We start from the raw sequence: 13,512 nt of genomic DNA on the forward strand, positions 1-13,512 counted from the left end.
ACAGCTTAAGTGTTGTGCCGTTTTTTCTGTGTTACGACTATTATGGCGATACGCCAAAGGAGGCTGAATGACTTGGAAAACAACAACAAGCATGACCGGTTAATTCGTGGTACAGCAATGAATGGAAAGGTAAGAGCCTTTGCTATCCAGACTACGGAACTGGTTGAGGAACTACGCAGAAGACACGATACGTTTCCCACGGCTACAGCTGCCATGGGGCGTACGGTTACAACAGCAGCCATTATGGGTGCAATGCTCAAAGGTGAAGAGAAGTTAACGGTACAAGTCAACGGTGATGGGCCCATTGGACAGATTGTAGCTGATGCCAATGCGAAAGGCGAAGTACGAGGATATGTTTCTAATCCGCATGTACATTTGCCAAGCAATAGTGTGGGTAAACTGGACGTTGCAGGCGCGGTTGGAACGGAAGGTTTCATCAACATAACGAAGGATTTGGGACTGAAAGAACCATATCGTGGCAGTGTGCCTATTATTTCAGGAGAACTGGGCGAAGACTTCACGTACTACTTTGCGCAATCGGAGCAAACACCTTCTGCTGTAGGCGTTGGTGTGCTCGTTGATACGGATAATTCCGTTATTGTCTCAGGTGGATTCATTATGCAGCTGTTGCCGGGATTGACAGATCCAGAGATCACGGCGATCGAAAACGCCATTAGTACGTTGCCGCCAGTGACGACGTTGCTGGAGCAGGGACTTGAATTGGAAGAGTTGCTTCGCCAATTATTGCCAGATGTACAAGTGATGGAAGGATTGGATATTCATTTTAGCTGTGAGTGTTCACGTGAGCGGGTAGAGAAGACACTAATCAGCCTGGGCCAAACGGAGATGGAGCAATTAATTGAAGAAGAGGGCCAGGCTGAAGTGGTCTGCCAATTCTGTAATGAAGCCTATGACTTTAACAAAGAACAACTTGAGACCATCCTAGAGCAAGCCAAGAACTGATCTATGCGGGGACGGGATGCGGAATGACAAGACAGGAAAAAGGGTTGTGGACGGCTGTAATTGTCTTGACGCTAGGTATGATGGTCATGGGTAGTGTGATGGCTATGCATGGTCTCAGACAGGGCAAAGACGAGGCAGATGCATCCCATGATGCCAATACGGAAGAAGGAAGCACCGTAGCGACGATCAACGGAGAAGTCATCACGGACAAAGAGTGGACCGATGCGCTGAAACGACGTTACGGCAGTGAGTTATTACTCCAGATGTTAAACCGTAAAGCAGTATATGCCGAAGCAATCGAACGCAAGCTGATCGTCACTCCCCAAGAGATTGCAAGAGAACTTGCCGCCGCGATGGATGGGTATGATTCAGAGAAATCATATTTTGACGAAATGAGGTCTCAATTGGGCCTGTCGAAACAGGAACTTGAGTTGGAAGCCGGCTACAGGCTGCTGCTTGAGAAAATCGCAACGATCGGCATACAGATCAAGGATGCAGATATTGAGCATTACTGGACTGAACACCGTGAGGATTACGTTTCCCCCGAGAAATATGACTTGTCCATCATCGTAGTGAAGGAAGAAGATGAAGCCGATTCCTTACTGGATGCGTTGGAGAAGGGGGAGGACTTTGAAGAAGCTGCTCGCAAGCAATCGACAGACAGCTTCTCTCGTGATGCTGGTGGGAGGCTGGGGTGGATTGAGCGGAATGATCCATTCCAGTCAGAAGAAATCCTTCAACTTGCTGCCGGGCTGGATGTAGGCGATATTGCCGGACCGGTTCGAGTGGAAGAAGGTTATGTTATTATCAGACTTAATGATAAAGAAGAACGCCAGGTGCAATCTGCCGAAGAAGTCCGTGAGGAGATTCGAATGGAACTGGCTCTGAGTCAGGCTGATCCGTTGCCGCAGGTAGAGCAAATGCTGCGTAACAAGTATGAAGCCGTAATCCTGTCCGAGATTCCTGCCTCCTGAATTCAATGGAGAAGATTGTATAGTACTGCTGCATCTTGATAAAAATACTCTGTCTGCGGTCTTAGGGCCAAAGGCAGAGTATTTTTTTTGAGTACTCATATTGACAATAAGGGTTAACGTTGATAAGATGAAAATAATAAATACCTACTCGTTTACTCGGATATAAAAGATTTATTTATGAACAAAGAAACTTTCGGAAACCTCCGCCCTGCTAGAAATCTTGGCAGTAAGGGATAGGATCAACAGGATTTCCGCAGTTCTTCTATAACAGCTAGAGGCTATCGGCCGCACAGTATAGGTTAACAGGACTCAAGTTTTATTCATCCACTAAGGAGGGCATTCATATGGCTAAAGTAGTTAATAACGTAACAGAACTCATCGGAGGTACTCCGCTTGTTCGTCTGAACCGTATCGTACCTGAAGGCAGTGCTGAAGTATTCGTGAAGCTGGAGTACCAGAATCCAGGTTCAAGCGTGAAAGATCGTATCGCAATTAGCATTGTGGAAGAAGCGGAAAAAGAAGGCAAGCTAAAACCAGGTGATACCATTATCGAAGCAACAAGTGGTAACACGGGAATTGGACTCGCGATGGTGGCTGCAGCCAAAGGCTACAAGTCTGTTATTGTAATGCCTGAGACGATGAGCTTGGAGCGTCGCAACTTGCTTCGTGCGTATGGTGCTGAGCTTGTGCTTACACCTGGAGCTGAAGGCATGAATGGTGCTGTTAAAAAAGCCGAAGAACTGCTGAAAGAAAACCCTTCCTATTTCATGGCTGAGCAATTTAAAAATAAAGCCAACGTGAAGATCCACCGTGAAACGACTGGCCCTGAGATTGTTGAAGCAATTCAATCTGTAGGCGGTACGTTGGATGCTTTTGTTGCGGGAATCGGTACAGGTGGAACAATTACAGGTACAGGCGAAGTGTTGAAAGAAGCTTTTGCTGGTATTAAAATTGTTGCAGTTGAGCCAGCAGCTTCGCCAATTTTGGCGGGCGGCAAACCAGGACCACATAAGATCCAGGGGATTGGTGCCAACTTTATCCCTGAGATTCTGGATCAGGAAATCTATGATGAGATCATTCACATTGAGAATGATGATGCATTCGAGACGGCTCGTCAGGTAGCGAAGGAAGAGGGCATCCTGTCCGGTATTTCTTCCGGTGCGGCGATCCGTGCAGGTCTTCAGGTTGCGAAACAGTTGGGTGAAGGCAAGCGCGTTGTGGTAATCGTGCCAAGTAACGGCGAACGTTACCTCAGCACACCTCTTTACAACTTCGAAGGCTAAGTCTACAAATGACAAAACCAATCCTCCTTGCCCGTATGACGGGTATGGAGGATTTTTGGCGTAATGCTTTTAAAAGGCGCGACGCTTTAGTATACTATCAGACAATAGAACTAGCGACAGATGGAGGGCGGCACACCGCAATGACACACCTGATGACAACATACGCCGACTGGATGGAGTGGGCTGAACAAGGCTGGACCATGATGCCTTATATCACCAAGTCGGATGAGGGGCCGTATCATGGCGGTTTACCGTTATCGTGGGAGGCAGCCTGGGAGCAGGCGTCACCATACGCAATTGTGCTGGAGAATGGCAAAGGCGGGAGATATACATTTCTGGGGTTAGACCCCGTATCCGTTATTTCCGGTAAAGGTCAAGAAGCGGTCATTCATGATGTGACGCAAGGAACCACCTCGACGGACAGCGGCAAGCCGCTTGATGTATTGAAGAGATGGACTGCCCCGTATAACGCACCCAAGGTTAATGGGGCTCCGGACTTTGGGGGTGGATACGCAGGTTATCTCAGCTACGATGTAGCAAGATCATTGGAGAAGCTCCCAGATTTGGCTGAAGATAATCCGTCCCTACCGGATTATTGGTGGATGCGCTTTGAAGAAATATGGGCTTATGACCATGAGCAGCAGGCGCTTTTCTGCATGGTTCATCTGGCTATAGAGCCTAACCGGAACGAAACTGATATCCGTAGTCTATATTCAGCGGCAGAAGCACGAGCGACAGCGATGCAGCAACGTTGGCTTCACATTATGGGATTTGCACAGGCCGAGGAACAGCAGCAGGCAATGGAACGTCGCAACAAGCGGGTCAATCGTACCCCGCAGCCTGAAGATGCGGAAAGGGAATCGGAAGGATGGGAGACCTCCTTTCCCCAGGAGGACTTTGAACAGGCTGTACGCACGGTGCAGGAATATATCAGGCAGGGTGACGTGTTCCAGGTGAATCTGTCCTTGAGACAGGAGAAGCGGCTTCATTCGAGCGCTGAGCATATTTATGAATGGCTGCGCCTTGTGAATCCATCGCCGTATATGGGTATGCTGCGTAGTCCAGACTTCCAACTGGTAAGCGGATCTCCCGAGCTTCTGGTCAAAGTGGAGAATGGCAAAGTCAGTGCACGTCCCATTGCAGGGACCCGAAGAAGGGGCCGGGATGAAGCAGAAGATAAGGCTATGGCGGATGAACTGCTCAGCAGTGAGAAAGAACGGGCGGAGCATATTATGCTCGTTGATCTGGAACGTAATGATATCGGACGGATTGCGGCCTATGGTTCGGTTCATGTACCTGAATTGATGACCATCGAGAAGTATTCCCATGTCATGCATCTCGTTTCCCAGGTGGAAGGCAGGCTGGCAGAAGGGTTATCCATATTTGATGTGATCGCTGCGACATTCCCGGGTGGAACGATTACCGGAGCGCCGAAAGTCCGCACCATGGAGATTATCGAGGAACTTGAGCCTGTACGGCGTGGGCCTTATACGGGTTCCATCGGGTGGATGGATTACAGTGGAAATATGGCATTGAACATCGTCATTCGTACACTTGCCATCAAGGATGGTATTGGTTATGTACAGGCCGGGGCAGGAATTGTCATTGATTCCGATCCATATCGGGAATACAAGGAATGCCGCAACAAGGCAAGAGCCATGATGAGAGCTGTGAATTACAGCGAAGAGGCGGAAGCTGTTAAAATAAAATAAAACGAAGCAACCGTCACTTGCATTGACGGAAGATGAGGAGGAGCAGGCATATGATACTGGTTATCGATAATTACGATTCCTTCACGTACAACCTGGTTCAATATCTGGGTGAACTGGGTGAGACGGTGGAAGTTCGCCGCAACGATGAGATTGATCTGGCAGGCATAGAGGCACTGGCACCTGATCATATTCTGATCTCTCCGGGCCCGTGTACACCGAATGAAGCAGGCATTAGCTTGGCAGTCATTGATCATTTCAAGGGAAGCATTCCGATCTTTGGTGTTTGTCTGGGGCATCAGTCCATTGGACAAGCGTTTGGTGGCAATGTCATTCGTGCGGAGCGCATGATGCACGGCAAAACATCCGAGATGCACCACAATGGAACATCGGTATTTGCCGGATTGCCATCCCCATTTACAGCTACCCGTTATCACTCCCTGATTGTCGAGCGCAGCAGCTTGCCTGACTGCCTGGAGATTACAGCGGAGACAGCTGAAGGTGAAATTATGGGTCTGCGCCACAAAGAATATGCGATTGAAGGTGTTCAGTTCCACCCGGAGTCCATTATTACAGACCATGGTCATCAGATGCTTCGTAACTTTTTGTCCCAACAAGTGAAGGTATAACATGCAATATGCCGCGATAAATGGAGAGTTGGTCAATATGGCGGCGGCCGTGGTTCCTGTAACGGATCACGGCTTTTTGTACGGACTGGGACTGTTTGAGACGTTCCGGACGTATCGAGGTGTCCCATATCTTTTGGAACGGCATCTGGAGCGCATGGCCTCGGGGTGTAAGGAACTGGGCATTCCTTTTACAACGACCGCGGCAGAGGTGACAGATTGGATTCAACGTTTGATGGATGCGAACGGACTTCGGGATGCGTATGTACGTTATACGGTATCAGCCGGTGAAGCACCGCTAGGCCTACCTTCTGGTGATTATTCGAAGCCAAATCATATCGTACTGGCAAAAGCATTACCTGAACCATCTCCTTCTTTATATGAGTGCGGCAAAATGCTTCAACGGTTGTCTACACCTCGCAACACGCCCGAAGGGGAAGTTCGGTTCAAGTCGCTGCATTACATGAACAGCATTCTGGCAAAACGGGAGCTTAATGGGTACGGGAAGCATGTGCAGGGTGCGGAAGGGTTACAATTAACCCGGGATGGTCATATAGCGGAAGGGATCGTCAGCAATGTGTTTTGGGTACGGGAAAATGTGCTCTACACGCCAGCACTTTCAACCGGCATTCTGCCGGGTATCACGAGAGCTTTGGTACTGGAAATTGCCTCGCAGCAAGGAATCCCCTGTATAGAAACGTTAGATGCCTGGGAGGATCTCCTGCAAGCAGATGAAATATTTCTAACAGGCTCGGTGGCTGAACTGGTTCCGGTGACAACTCTGCGGGATCAGGACGGAGCCGAAACGATAATTAGCAACGGACATATTGGCCCGGTTACAGCAGTCCTTCTGGGTATGTACCGGCAGGAAGCGGGGTATACTTCATGACACTTACACCTGTCATCTATGAACGGAAATATGCATGGGGGCCAGCTGAATTAAAGCTGGGTACAAGAACACAGATTATGGGCATTCTTAACGTCACGCCTGACTCATTTTCAGATGGTGGAAGTTATACCAACGTGGAGCGGGCGGTTGCCCATGCCAAGCAGATGATGGAGGATGGAGCGGACCTGATTGATATCGGCGGGGAGTCTACCCGGCCAGGTTCAGATGTCGTGAGCGCCGATGAAGAGCTTAGCCGGATTATTCCGGTTATTGAAGCATTGCATCAGCAAGCCCCACACATTCCGATATCGGTAGACACGTATAAAGCCGATGTTGCACGTCAGGCTATTCTGGCAGGTGCTCATATTATTAATGATGTGTGGGGTGCCAAGGCAGATCCAAATATGGCCCGCACGGCAGCAGAGCTGGGGTGTCCCATCATTCTGATGCATAATCGGCAGAAGCGAAACTATACCGATTATCTGAGTGATGTCGTCAGTGATTTGCAGGAGAGCATACAGATTGCATTAACAGCCGGCGTGAAAGCAGAGCAAATTATCCTGGACCCGGGCATTGGTTTTGTGAAGGATCTCGGAGAAAATCTGAAGCTCATGTCATCGCTCGGTTTGCTCAATGAAATGGGGTATCCCGTTCTGCTAGCCACCTCACGCAAAAGATTCATCCAGAACACCCTGAATGTCGGGGCGGATGATGCGCTGGAAGGAACGGCTGCCACCGTTGCATTTGGCATTGCCCAGGGCTGCCAGATGGTTCGGGTTCATGATGTGAAGCCGATTCGGCGGACGGCAGACATGTGTGATGCCATGTTGTATGCTTCTCCGGGTCTACGGAGGAAATAATGCTGGGGGATCCGAGTGACCCGTCCAGTGAAAGCGAAGCGTTTTTCAAAGGCGAAGCTAAGGGATGACTTCAAATAGATTAAAATTTCAATATATATAGAGGGCAGGCGGACGTATGGATAGAATGGTATTGCATCGTATGGAGTATTACGGATATCATGGCGTTTTTGCAGAAGAACGGAAGCTTGGGCAGCGGTATTATATTGATCTGGAGATTGATATGGACCTGGGTGAGGCTGGACGTAACGATGATCTGACCAAAACGATTAATTATGCGGAGATCCATGAGCTGGTAAAACAGATTGTAGAGAATAAATCATTCCAGTTAATTGAAGCTTTGGGCGAACATATTGCATCTTCTTTACTAGACACTTATACTATTATCAATGCATTGACAGTCAAGGTGACGAAGCCACATCCGCCATTCGATATTCATTTTGAGGGCGTAACGGTAGAGCTTCGCCGCACAAGAAAGTGAGAACCGATCATGATTGCACATTCGACCTCTGAATTCTCAGAGGCTTATATTGCTTTAGGGGCCAATTTGGGTGACCGGGAACAGACGCTGTTTGAAGCATTGTCTTTGCTGGATGAACACCCTCATATATCCGTTCTGCGTTGTTCTGCACTATATGAGACGGAGCCTGTAGGATATGTAGATCAGCCTGCGTTTCTGAATATGGCAGTCGCCGTACAGGTGATGCTGACACCAGAGCAATTACTCACGGAATTACTGGATATCGAGAACCGGCTCGGACGTGTTCGTGATATTCGCTGGGGACCGCGCACCGTTGATCTGGATCTGCTCTGGATGCAAGGTGAGACGCGTGATACGGAATTACTTCAATTGCCTCATCCTCGTATGGGAGAACGCGCTTTTGTACTGGTGCCACTGTCGGATATCGTACCGGAGGGCGAGATTTCAGGTTTGCATACCTTTGTACACGCATCGTTGTCTGTACTGGATGGAAAGGATGGAATACAGCTTTGGAAAACATGCAATTGGCCAATCGAATTCGGGCATTCCGGAAGCTGAAAGGTTTAACACAACATGAACTTGCGGCCGAGACCGGCATCTCGCTGGCCATTCTGGGAACCATTGAACGGGGAAACCGTAAGGTATCACAGCAGGAGCTCGATCGAATTGCTGGTGTACTGGCAATTAGTATCGAGGAGTTGCGGGGTAACTAGGACCGTTTCGGTTTCGCCATGTTACAACAACCAAGACACTGATCGAACTTTATATCGTGATATATACAGAATTAAAAAAGGAGTGGAACGACTACCGTGCTTAACATTGGTGGCATTGAAATGAAAAACCAGGTCGTACTTGCGCCGATGGCTGGCGTATGTAATCCGGCTTTTCGTTTGATCGCAAAAGAATTCGGAACAGGCCTCGTATGCGCGGAGATGGTGAGTGGCAAAGCCATTGTCCATGGCAACCAGCGTACACGTGAGATGTTGTTTGTAGATGAGCGTGAGAAACCGCTGAGCCTTCAAATTTTTGGGGGAGATCGTGATTCCCTCGTAGAAGCAGCCAAAATCGTGGACCAAGAAACCAATGCAGACATCATCGACATTAACATGGGATGCCCTGTGCCAAAGGTAACGAAATGTGATGCAGGCGCACGTTGGTTGCTTGATCCAAAAAAAATCTATGAGATGGTATCGGCTGTCGTGGACGCAGTTGAGAAGCCGGTGACGGTCAAGATGCGCATCGGCTGGGATAACGAGCATATCTTCGCGGTGGAGAATGCGCTCGCGGTTGAACGTGCTGGTGGACAGGCGGTAAGTGTACATGGACGTACGCGTGAGCAACTCTATACAGGCACAGCGGACTGGTCACACATCAAAGATGTAAAAGAGGCTGTCTCTATTCCGGTGATCGGCAATGGTGATGTCCATACACCAGAGGATGCACGCCGTATGCTGGATGAAACGGGTTGTGACGGAGTTATGATCGGCCGTGCCGCCCTGGGTAACCCCTGGATGCTGTATCGTACCATTCAATACTTAAGCACGGGTGAATTGCTTCCTGACCCGAATGGCGAAGAGAAGATCCGTGTTGCCATCCTGCATATGGATCGCCTGATCGCATTGAAGAATGAGACGGTTGCTGTACGCGAGATGCGCAAACACTTGGCTTGGTATTTGAAAGGCTTGAAAGGATCTGCTCGCATCAAGGACGTTATTATGGAAGGTACCAAGCGTGATGAGATGGTACAGATTCTGGAGAACTTTGTGAGTCAGCTGAAAAGCGAAGGCAATTTGGAGTCAGAACCGGTAATTGCCGGAAGTGCATCGTAATTAAGACTGTAAAACGTTTACAGCTATAGAGGACGTAACATTGACTTTTCGAGATCGTTCCCCTATACTTTCACAGTATAAATTCGCCATGTGCGTTAATTAAAGGCTAGTCATCAGGAGGAATATTCTATTTCTCTGGAGAACTTCATATAGTTTTGAAGATGTATGCGGGCGGAGCTATGTAAGTAGCACTGATTCCGTTGCCGTACAATCCAAATTATTCCCATGACAGGAGAATCGGTTGAGATGAGCGACAAGGAAGTTATCCTTACACCAGAGGGACTTAAGAAGCTGGAAGAAGAACTGGAAACATTGAAATCAGTGAAGCGCCGCGAAGTGGCTGAACGGATTAAGGTAGCCATCGGGTATGGAGATATCAGTGAGAACTCTGAATACGAAGATGCCAAGAACGAACAGGCTTTCATTGAAGGTCGTATTATTACTTTGGAGAAAATGCTTCGGAACGCACGCATTATTAACAGTGATGAGATTGACACCGATGTCGTTAGTGTAGGTGCAACAGTTACTGTGGAAGATTTGGAATTTGGTGATATCACAGAATATACAATTGTAGGTTCTGCTGAATCTAACCCGCTTCAGAACAAGATCTCAAACGAAAGCCCTGTTGGTAAAGCGATCCTGGGCAAGAAAAATGGTACAGTGGTTGATGTAAGTGTGCCTGCTGGCGTAATTCAATATAAAATTGTAGATATTAAAAAGCTATAGTAACGAAGCAGTTGGGCACGGTAAACAAAAGCTTCCCTTGGGAAGCTTTTTCAACATTTGAGGAAGAGTGTCCTCACGGGATGCCTGCAATGTAAATAAGGAGATGAATACAGATCATGACGGATGAAGTCTTGAATCAGGAAACCGAACTTAGCGAGCTTTTACAAATTCGCCGTGACAAATTGGACGAGCTCCGCAAATTGGGAATCGACCCTTTTGGCCAAAAATACGTACGTACCGAAGAAGCCGGCTCCATTCTGAAGAAGTATGAAGAACTGACCAAGGAAGAGCTGGAAGAGAAGCACATCGAAGTCAGTATTGCCGGACGGATTATGGCGAAGCGGGGAATGGGTAAAGCAAGCTTCGCACATATTCAGGACCTGAGCGGCAGAATCCAGATCTATGTTCGTCAGGATAGCGTGCCTGAAGACAAGTATGCGGCATTTAGCCTGCTGGACCTTGGCGATATCGTTGGGGTAACGGGTGTGATCTTTAAGACCAAAACAGGTGAAACTTCTGTCAAAGTTAAAGATCTTGAAGTGCTGTCCAAATCGCTCTATCCGCTTCCGGATAAATTCCATGGTCTCACCGACGTAGAGCTGCGTTACCGCCAGCGTTATGTTGACCTGATTATGAGCCCGGACGTACAACAGACCTTTATCGCACGTTCCAAAATCATTCAATCGATGCGTCGTTATCTGGATTCCCTTGGATATCTGGAAGTGGAAACACCTACGTTGCATACCATCGCAGGAGGAGCGGCAGCACGTCCGTTCATCACACATCACAACGCGCTGGATATGGAACTGTACATGCGGATTGCAATTGAACTTCACCTGAAACGTCTGATTGTTGGCGGACTGGAGAAGGTATATGAGATCGGTCGTGTATATCGGAATGAAGGTATGTCCACACGTCACAATCCGGAGTTCACAATGATTGAATTGTATGAGGCATATGCCGACTACAAGGATATTATGCAATTGACGGAGAATTTGGTTGCTCATATTGCACAGGAAGTACTGGGTACGCAAGTGATCCAGTATGGAGATTATGAAGTGGATCTTACGCCGCAGTGGCGCCGTGTTACGATGGTGGATGCAGTTAAGGAAGTTGTGGGTGTAGACTTCTCCGTACACATGACGGATGAGGAAGCACATAACTTGGCGAAGGAACATAAGGTTCCGGTTGAGAAACATATGACATTTGGTCATATCCTGAACGCGTTCTTTGAAGAGTTTGTAGAAGAAACGTTGATTCAACCGACGTTCATCATGGGACATCCTCTTGAAATCTCACCACTGGCGAAGAAAAATGATGTAGATCCACGCTTCACGGATCGCTTCGAATTGTTCATCGTTGGACGCGAGCATGCCAATGCCTTCACAGAGCTGAATGATCCAATCGATCAGCGTCAGCGCTTTGAAGCACAGATGCTGGAGAAAGAACATGGGAACGACGAAGCTCATGAGATGGATGACGACTTCATCCGTGCGCTCGAATATGGTATGCCACCAACAGGCGGATTGGGAATCGGAGTTGATCGTCTGATCATGCTGCTTACTAACTCCCCGTCGATTCGTGACGTACTGCTCTTCCCACACATGCGTCCTCGTACGCAAGATTAAATAAGGAACGTAGAATACGTTCATAATAGAAGAGGAACCTGCCGTTCAGTATCATGCTGGGGCAAGTTCCTCTTTAGGTTTACATAGACGCTAAAAATAAAGTTTGTCAGATGGCCCTTGCTCTCAGCACACCATTAGGGTAACACCGCGTCTTGAATTTGTTAGATTAACCTGTTCGTATTTTGTTAAAAGAGGTGCCCTTCATGAAGTTCAGGCTTCACTTTGCCAAATTCTTATCTCCTCCGTTAATTCTGGTCGGTGGTTTTCTGCTTATCATTGCGATGGGAACGGTGCTTCTCATGTTGCCAATCTCCAACCAAAGCGGTATGCATTTGGCGTTTATTGATGCGCTCTTTACATCAACCTCTGCCGCTTGTGTGACTGGACTTGTCGTTGTGGATGTAGGGACGACCTTTAATTTGTTTGGTCAGATCGTCATTATGGTATTAATGCAGCTTGGTGGACTCGGCTTCATGACTATGGCTACTCTCTTTGCGCTAGTGTTGGGCAAACGAATCTCGCTCAAGGACAGGCTGTTGCTCAAAGAAGCCATTAATGCAGACAGTATGGAAGGGATAGTACGCATTATCCGCAAAGTGTTGATTTTCTCCTTTACCATTGAAGGGGTGGCTGCCGTCATACTGGCGCTGCGCTGGGCAACGGAGATGTCATTTGGTCAGGCTATATACTATGGAATATTCCATTCTGTTTCACTGTTTAATAATGGCGGATTTGATCTGTTCGGTAACAGCTTCCAATACTACACCGGAGACTGGGTATTCAATGTGACCGCTTCTGTGCTCGTTATCTCTGGTGGACTTGGATTTGTAGTATTGAATGACCTGTTTGAGTATCGTAAACGCCGTCGTCTATCTCTTCAGTCCAAACTGGTGCTGTCTGTATCCGGAGCACTGATCGGTATAGGAGCGATTGTGTTGTTTGTTTTCGAATTCACCAATGGACATACACTGGCTTCACTCACCTGGAGCGAGAAGATCTATGCGTCCTTCTTCCAGTCTGTCTCTACACGTTCGTCGGGAACAAGTACAATCGATATCACGGAGATGAGGCAGGCTACCCAATTTTTCTTCATTCTGCTGATGTTCATCGGCGCTTCCCCGGGATCGACAGGGGGTGGGATCAAGACGACTACATTCCTGATCATGATTGGTGCAGTGTATGCCATGATTCGGGGAAATAAGGATATTGTGTTTTTCCGCCAGCGTGTTCCGAAAGAACTACTAATGAGGGCGCTGACCATTATTATGGTTTCTCTGATCATATTCATGATTGTGGTGATGCTTCTGCTTACGACAGAGGATGCGCCATTCCTTTCACTGATGTTTGAAGCTGCATCCGCAATCGGTACCGTGGGTCTTTCTGTAGGAGTGACTAATGAGTTGACCAATTGGGGCAAAATCATTATTACCTTTACCATGTTTGTAGGTCGGATTGGGCCATTAACCATCGCGTATGCCCTTCGTCCGCGCAAAGAGAAGAAACTGTATCGTCATCCGGAAGGCCGGATCATTATCGGATAAAAAGAA

General features: G+C 48.0%; 14 protein-coding genes. All 14 read left to right on the forward strand.

The annotated features are described in order from the left end of the window. The first annotated feature begins 42 nt into the window (after positions 1 to 42). Entirely contained in the window at positions 43 to 963 is a 921-nt protein-coding gene (gene hslO / locus NST33_RS00335; RefSeq protein WP_339306366.1) for an Hsp33 family molecular chaperone HslO, read from the forward strand. 23 nt (positions 964 to 986) lie between these two features. Continuing rightward, positions 987 to 1,937, forward strand: coding sequence for a peptidyl-prolyl cis-trans isomerase (locus NST33_RS00340; RefSeq protein ID WP_339306368.1), 951 nt, complete (start codon positions 987 to 989; stop codon positions 1,935 to 1,937). Positions 1,938 to 2,281: 344 nt separating this feature from the next. Next, positions 2,282 to 3,220, forward strand: coding sequence for a cysteine synthase A (cysK, locus tag NST33_RS00345; protein ID WP_036668448.1), 939 nt, complete (start codon positions 2,282 to 2,284; stop codon positions 3,218 to 3,220). Positions 3,221 to 3,360: 140 nt separating this feature from the next. Then, positions 3,361 to 4,932, forward strand: coding sequence for an anthranilate synthase component I family protein (locus NST33_RS00350; protein WP_339306370.1), 1,572 nt, complete (start codon positions 3,361 to 3,363; stop codon positions 4,930 to 4,932). Positions 4,933 to 4,982: 50 nt separating this feature from the next. Further along, positions 4,983 to 5,558 (forward strand): aminodeoxychorismate/anthranilate synthase component II, encoded by a 576-nt coding sequence (gene pabA, locus NST33_RS00355; RefSeq protein WP_036606106.1) that lies wholly within the window; start codon positions 4,983 to 4,985, stop codon positions 5,556 to 5,558. Between the two features lies 1 nt (position 5,559). Next, on the forward strand, positions 5,560 to 6,444 hold the full coding sequence (locus NST33_RS00360) for an aminotransferase class IV (protein ID WP_339306372.1): 885 nt from the start codon (positions 5,560 to 5,562) through the stop codon (positions 6,442 to 6,444). Then, a complete protein-coding gene (folP, locus tag NST33_RS00365; RefSeq protein ID WP_221825802.1) occupies positions 6,441 to 7,304 on the forward strand; it encodes a dihydropteroate synthase in 864 nt (287 codons plus the stop codon). Before NST33_RS00360 ends, folP begins: the two co-directional genes overlap by 4 nt. 115 nt (positions 7,305 to 7,419) lie before the next feature. Continuing rightward, positions 7,420 to 7,782, forward strand: a complete 363-nt coding sequence (folB, locus tag NST33_RS00370; protein ID WP_036606103.1) for a dihydroneopterin aldolase — start codon at positions 7,420 to 7,422, stop codon at positions 7,780 to 7,782. A gap of 9 nt (positions 7,783 to 7,791) precedes the next feature. Beyond that, positions 7,792 to 8,340, forward strand: coding sequence for a 2-amino-4-hydroxy-6-hydroxymethyldihydropteridine diphosphokinase (gene folK, locus NST33_RS00375; RefSeq protein WP_339306374.1), 549 nt, complete (start codon positions 7,792 to 7,794; stop codon positions 8,338 to 8,340). Continuing rightward, the gene (locus NST33_RS00380; protein WP_047844502.1) at positions 8,292 to 8,495 is read left to right on the forward strand and encodes a helix-turn-helix transcriptional regulator; all 204 of its coding nucleotides are present in this window, start codon (positions 8,292 to 8,294) and stop codon (positions 8,493 to 8,495) included. The genes folK and NST33_RS00380 overlap by 49 nt, the downstream gene beginning before the upstream one ends. 96 nt (positions 8,496 to 8,591) lie before the next feature. Continuing rightward, a complete protein-coding gene (dusB, locus tag NST33_RS00385; RefSeq protein ID WP_076216744.1) occupies positions 8,592 to 9,611 on the forward strand; it encodes a tRNA dihydrouridine synthase DusB in 1,020 nt (339 codons plus the stop codon). A gap of 246 nt (positions 9,612 to 9,857) precedes the next feature. Then, the gene (gene greA, locus NST33_RS00390) at positions 9,858 to 10,337 is read left to right on the forward strand and encodes a transcription elongation factor GreA (RefSeq protein WP_076216743.1); all 480 of its coding nucleotides are present in this window, start codon (positions 9,858 to 9,860) and stop codon (positions 10,335 to 10,337) included. Positions 10,338 to 10,453: 116 nt separating this feature from the next. After that, positions 10,454 to 11,965 (forward strand): lysine--tRNA ligase, encoded by a 1,512-nt coding sequence (lysS, locus tag NST33_RS00395; RefSeq protein WP_047844500.1) that lies wholly within the window; start codon positions 10,454 to 10,456, stop codon positions 11,963 to 11,965. A 203-nt stretch (positions 11,966 to 12,168) separates the two neighbouring features. Further along, complete coding sequence (locus tag NST33_RS00400; RefSeq protein WP_339306377.1) at positions 12,169 to 13,506, forward strand: TrkH family potassium uptake protein; 1,338 nt, start codon at positions 12,169 to 12,171, stop codon at positions 13,504 to 13,506. Positions 13,507 to 13,512 lie beyond the last annotated feature (6 nt).

The organism is Paenibacillus sp. FSL L8-0435 (assembly GCF_037965655.1).
GTDB lineage: Bacteria > Bacillota > Bacilli > Paenibacillales > Paenibacillaceae > Paenibacillus.

Bases quoted from the DNA above. Each gene is read 5' to 3' on its own strand.
- hslO (WP_339306366.1), top strand. From the start codon at position 43: ATGGCGATACGCCAAAGGAGGCTGAATGACTTGGAAAACAACAACAAG.
- NST33_RS00340 (WP_339306368.1), top strand. From the start codon at position 987: ATGACAAGACAGGAAAAAGGGTTGTGGACGGCTGTAATTGTCTTGACG.
- cysK (WP_036668448.1), top strand. From the start codon at position 2,282: ATGGCTAAAGTAGTTAATAACGTAACAGAACTCATCGGAGGTACTCCG.
- NST33_RS00350 (WP_339306370.1), top strand. From the start codon at position 3,361: ATGACACACCTGATGACAACATACGCCGACTGGATGGAGTGGGCTGAA.
- pabA (WP_036606106.1), top strand. From the start codon at position 4,983: ATGATACTGGTTATCGATAATTACGATTCCTTCACGTACAACCTGGTT.
- NST33_RS00360 (WP_339306372.1), top strand. From the start codon at position 5,560: ATGCAATATGCCGCGATAAATGGAGAGTTGGTCAATATGGCGGCGGCC.
- folP (WP_221825802.1), top strand. From the start codon at position 6,441: ATGACACTTACACCTGTCATCTATGAACGGAAATATGCATGGGGGCCA.
- folB (WP_036606103.1), top strand. From the start codon at position 7,420: ATGGATAGAATGGTATTGCATCGTATGGAGTATTACGGATATCATGGC.
- folK (WP_339306374.1), top strand. From the start codon at position 7,792: ATGATTGCACATTCGACCTCTGAATTCTCAGAGGCTTATATTGCTTTA.
- greA (WP_076216743.1), top strand. From the start codon at position 9,858: ATGAGCGACAAGGAAGTTATCCTTACACCAGAGGGACTTAAGAAGCTG.
- lysS (WP_047844500.1), top strand. From the start codon at position 10,454: ATGACGGATGAAGTCTTGAATCAGGAAACCGAACTTAGCGAGCTTTTA.
- NST33_RS00400 (WP_339306377.1), top strand. From the start codon at position 12,169: ATGAAGTTCAGGCTTCACTTTGCCAAATTCTTATCTCCTCCGTTAATT.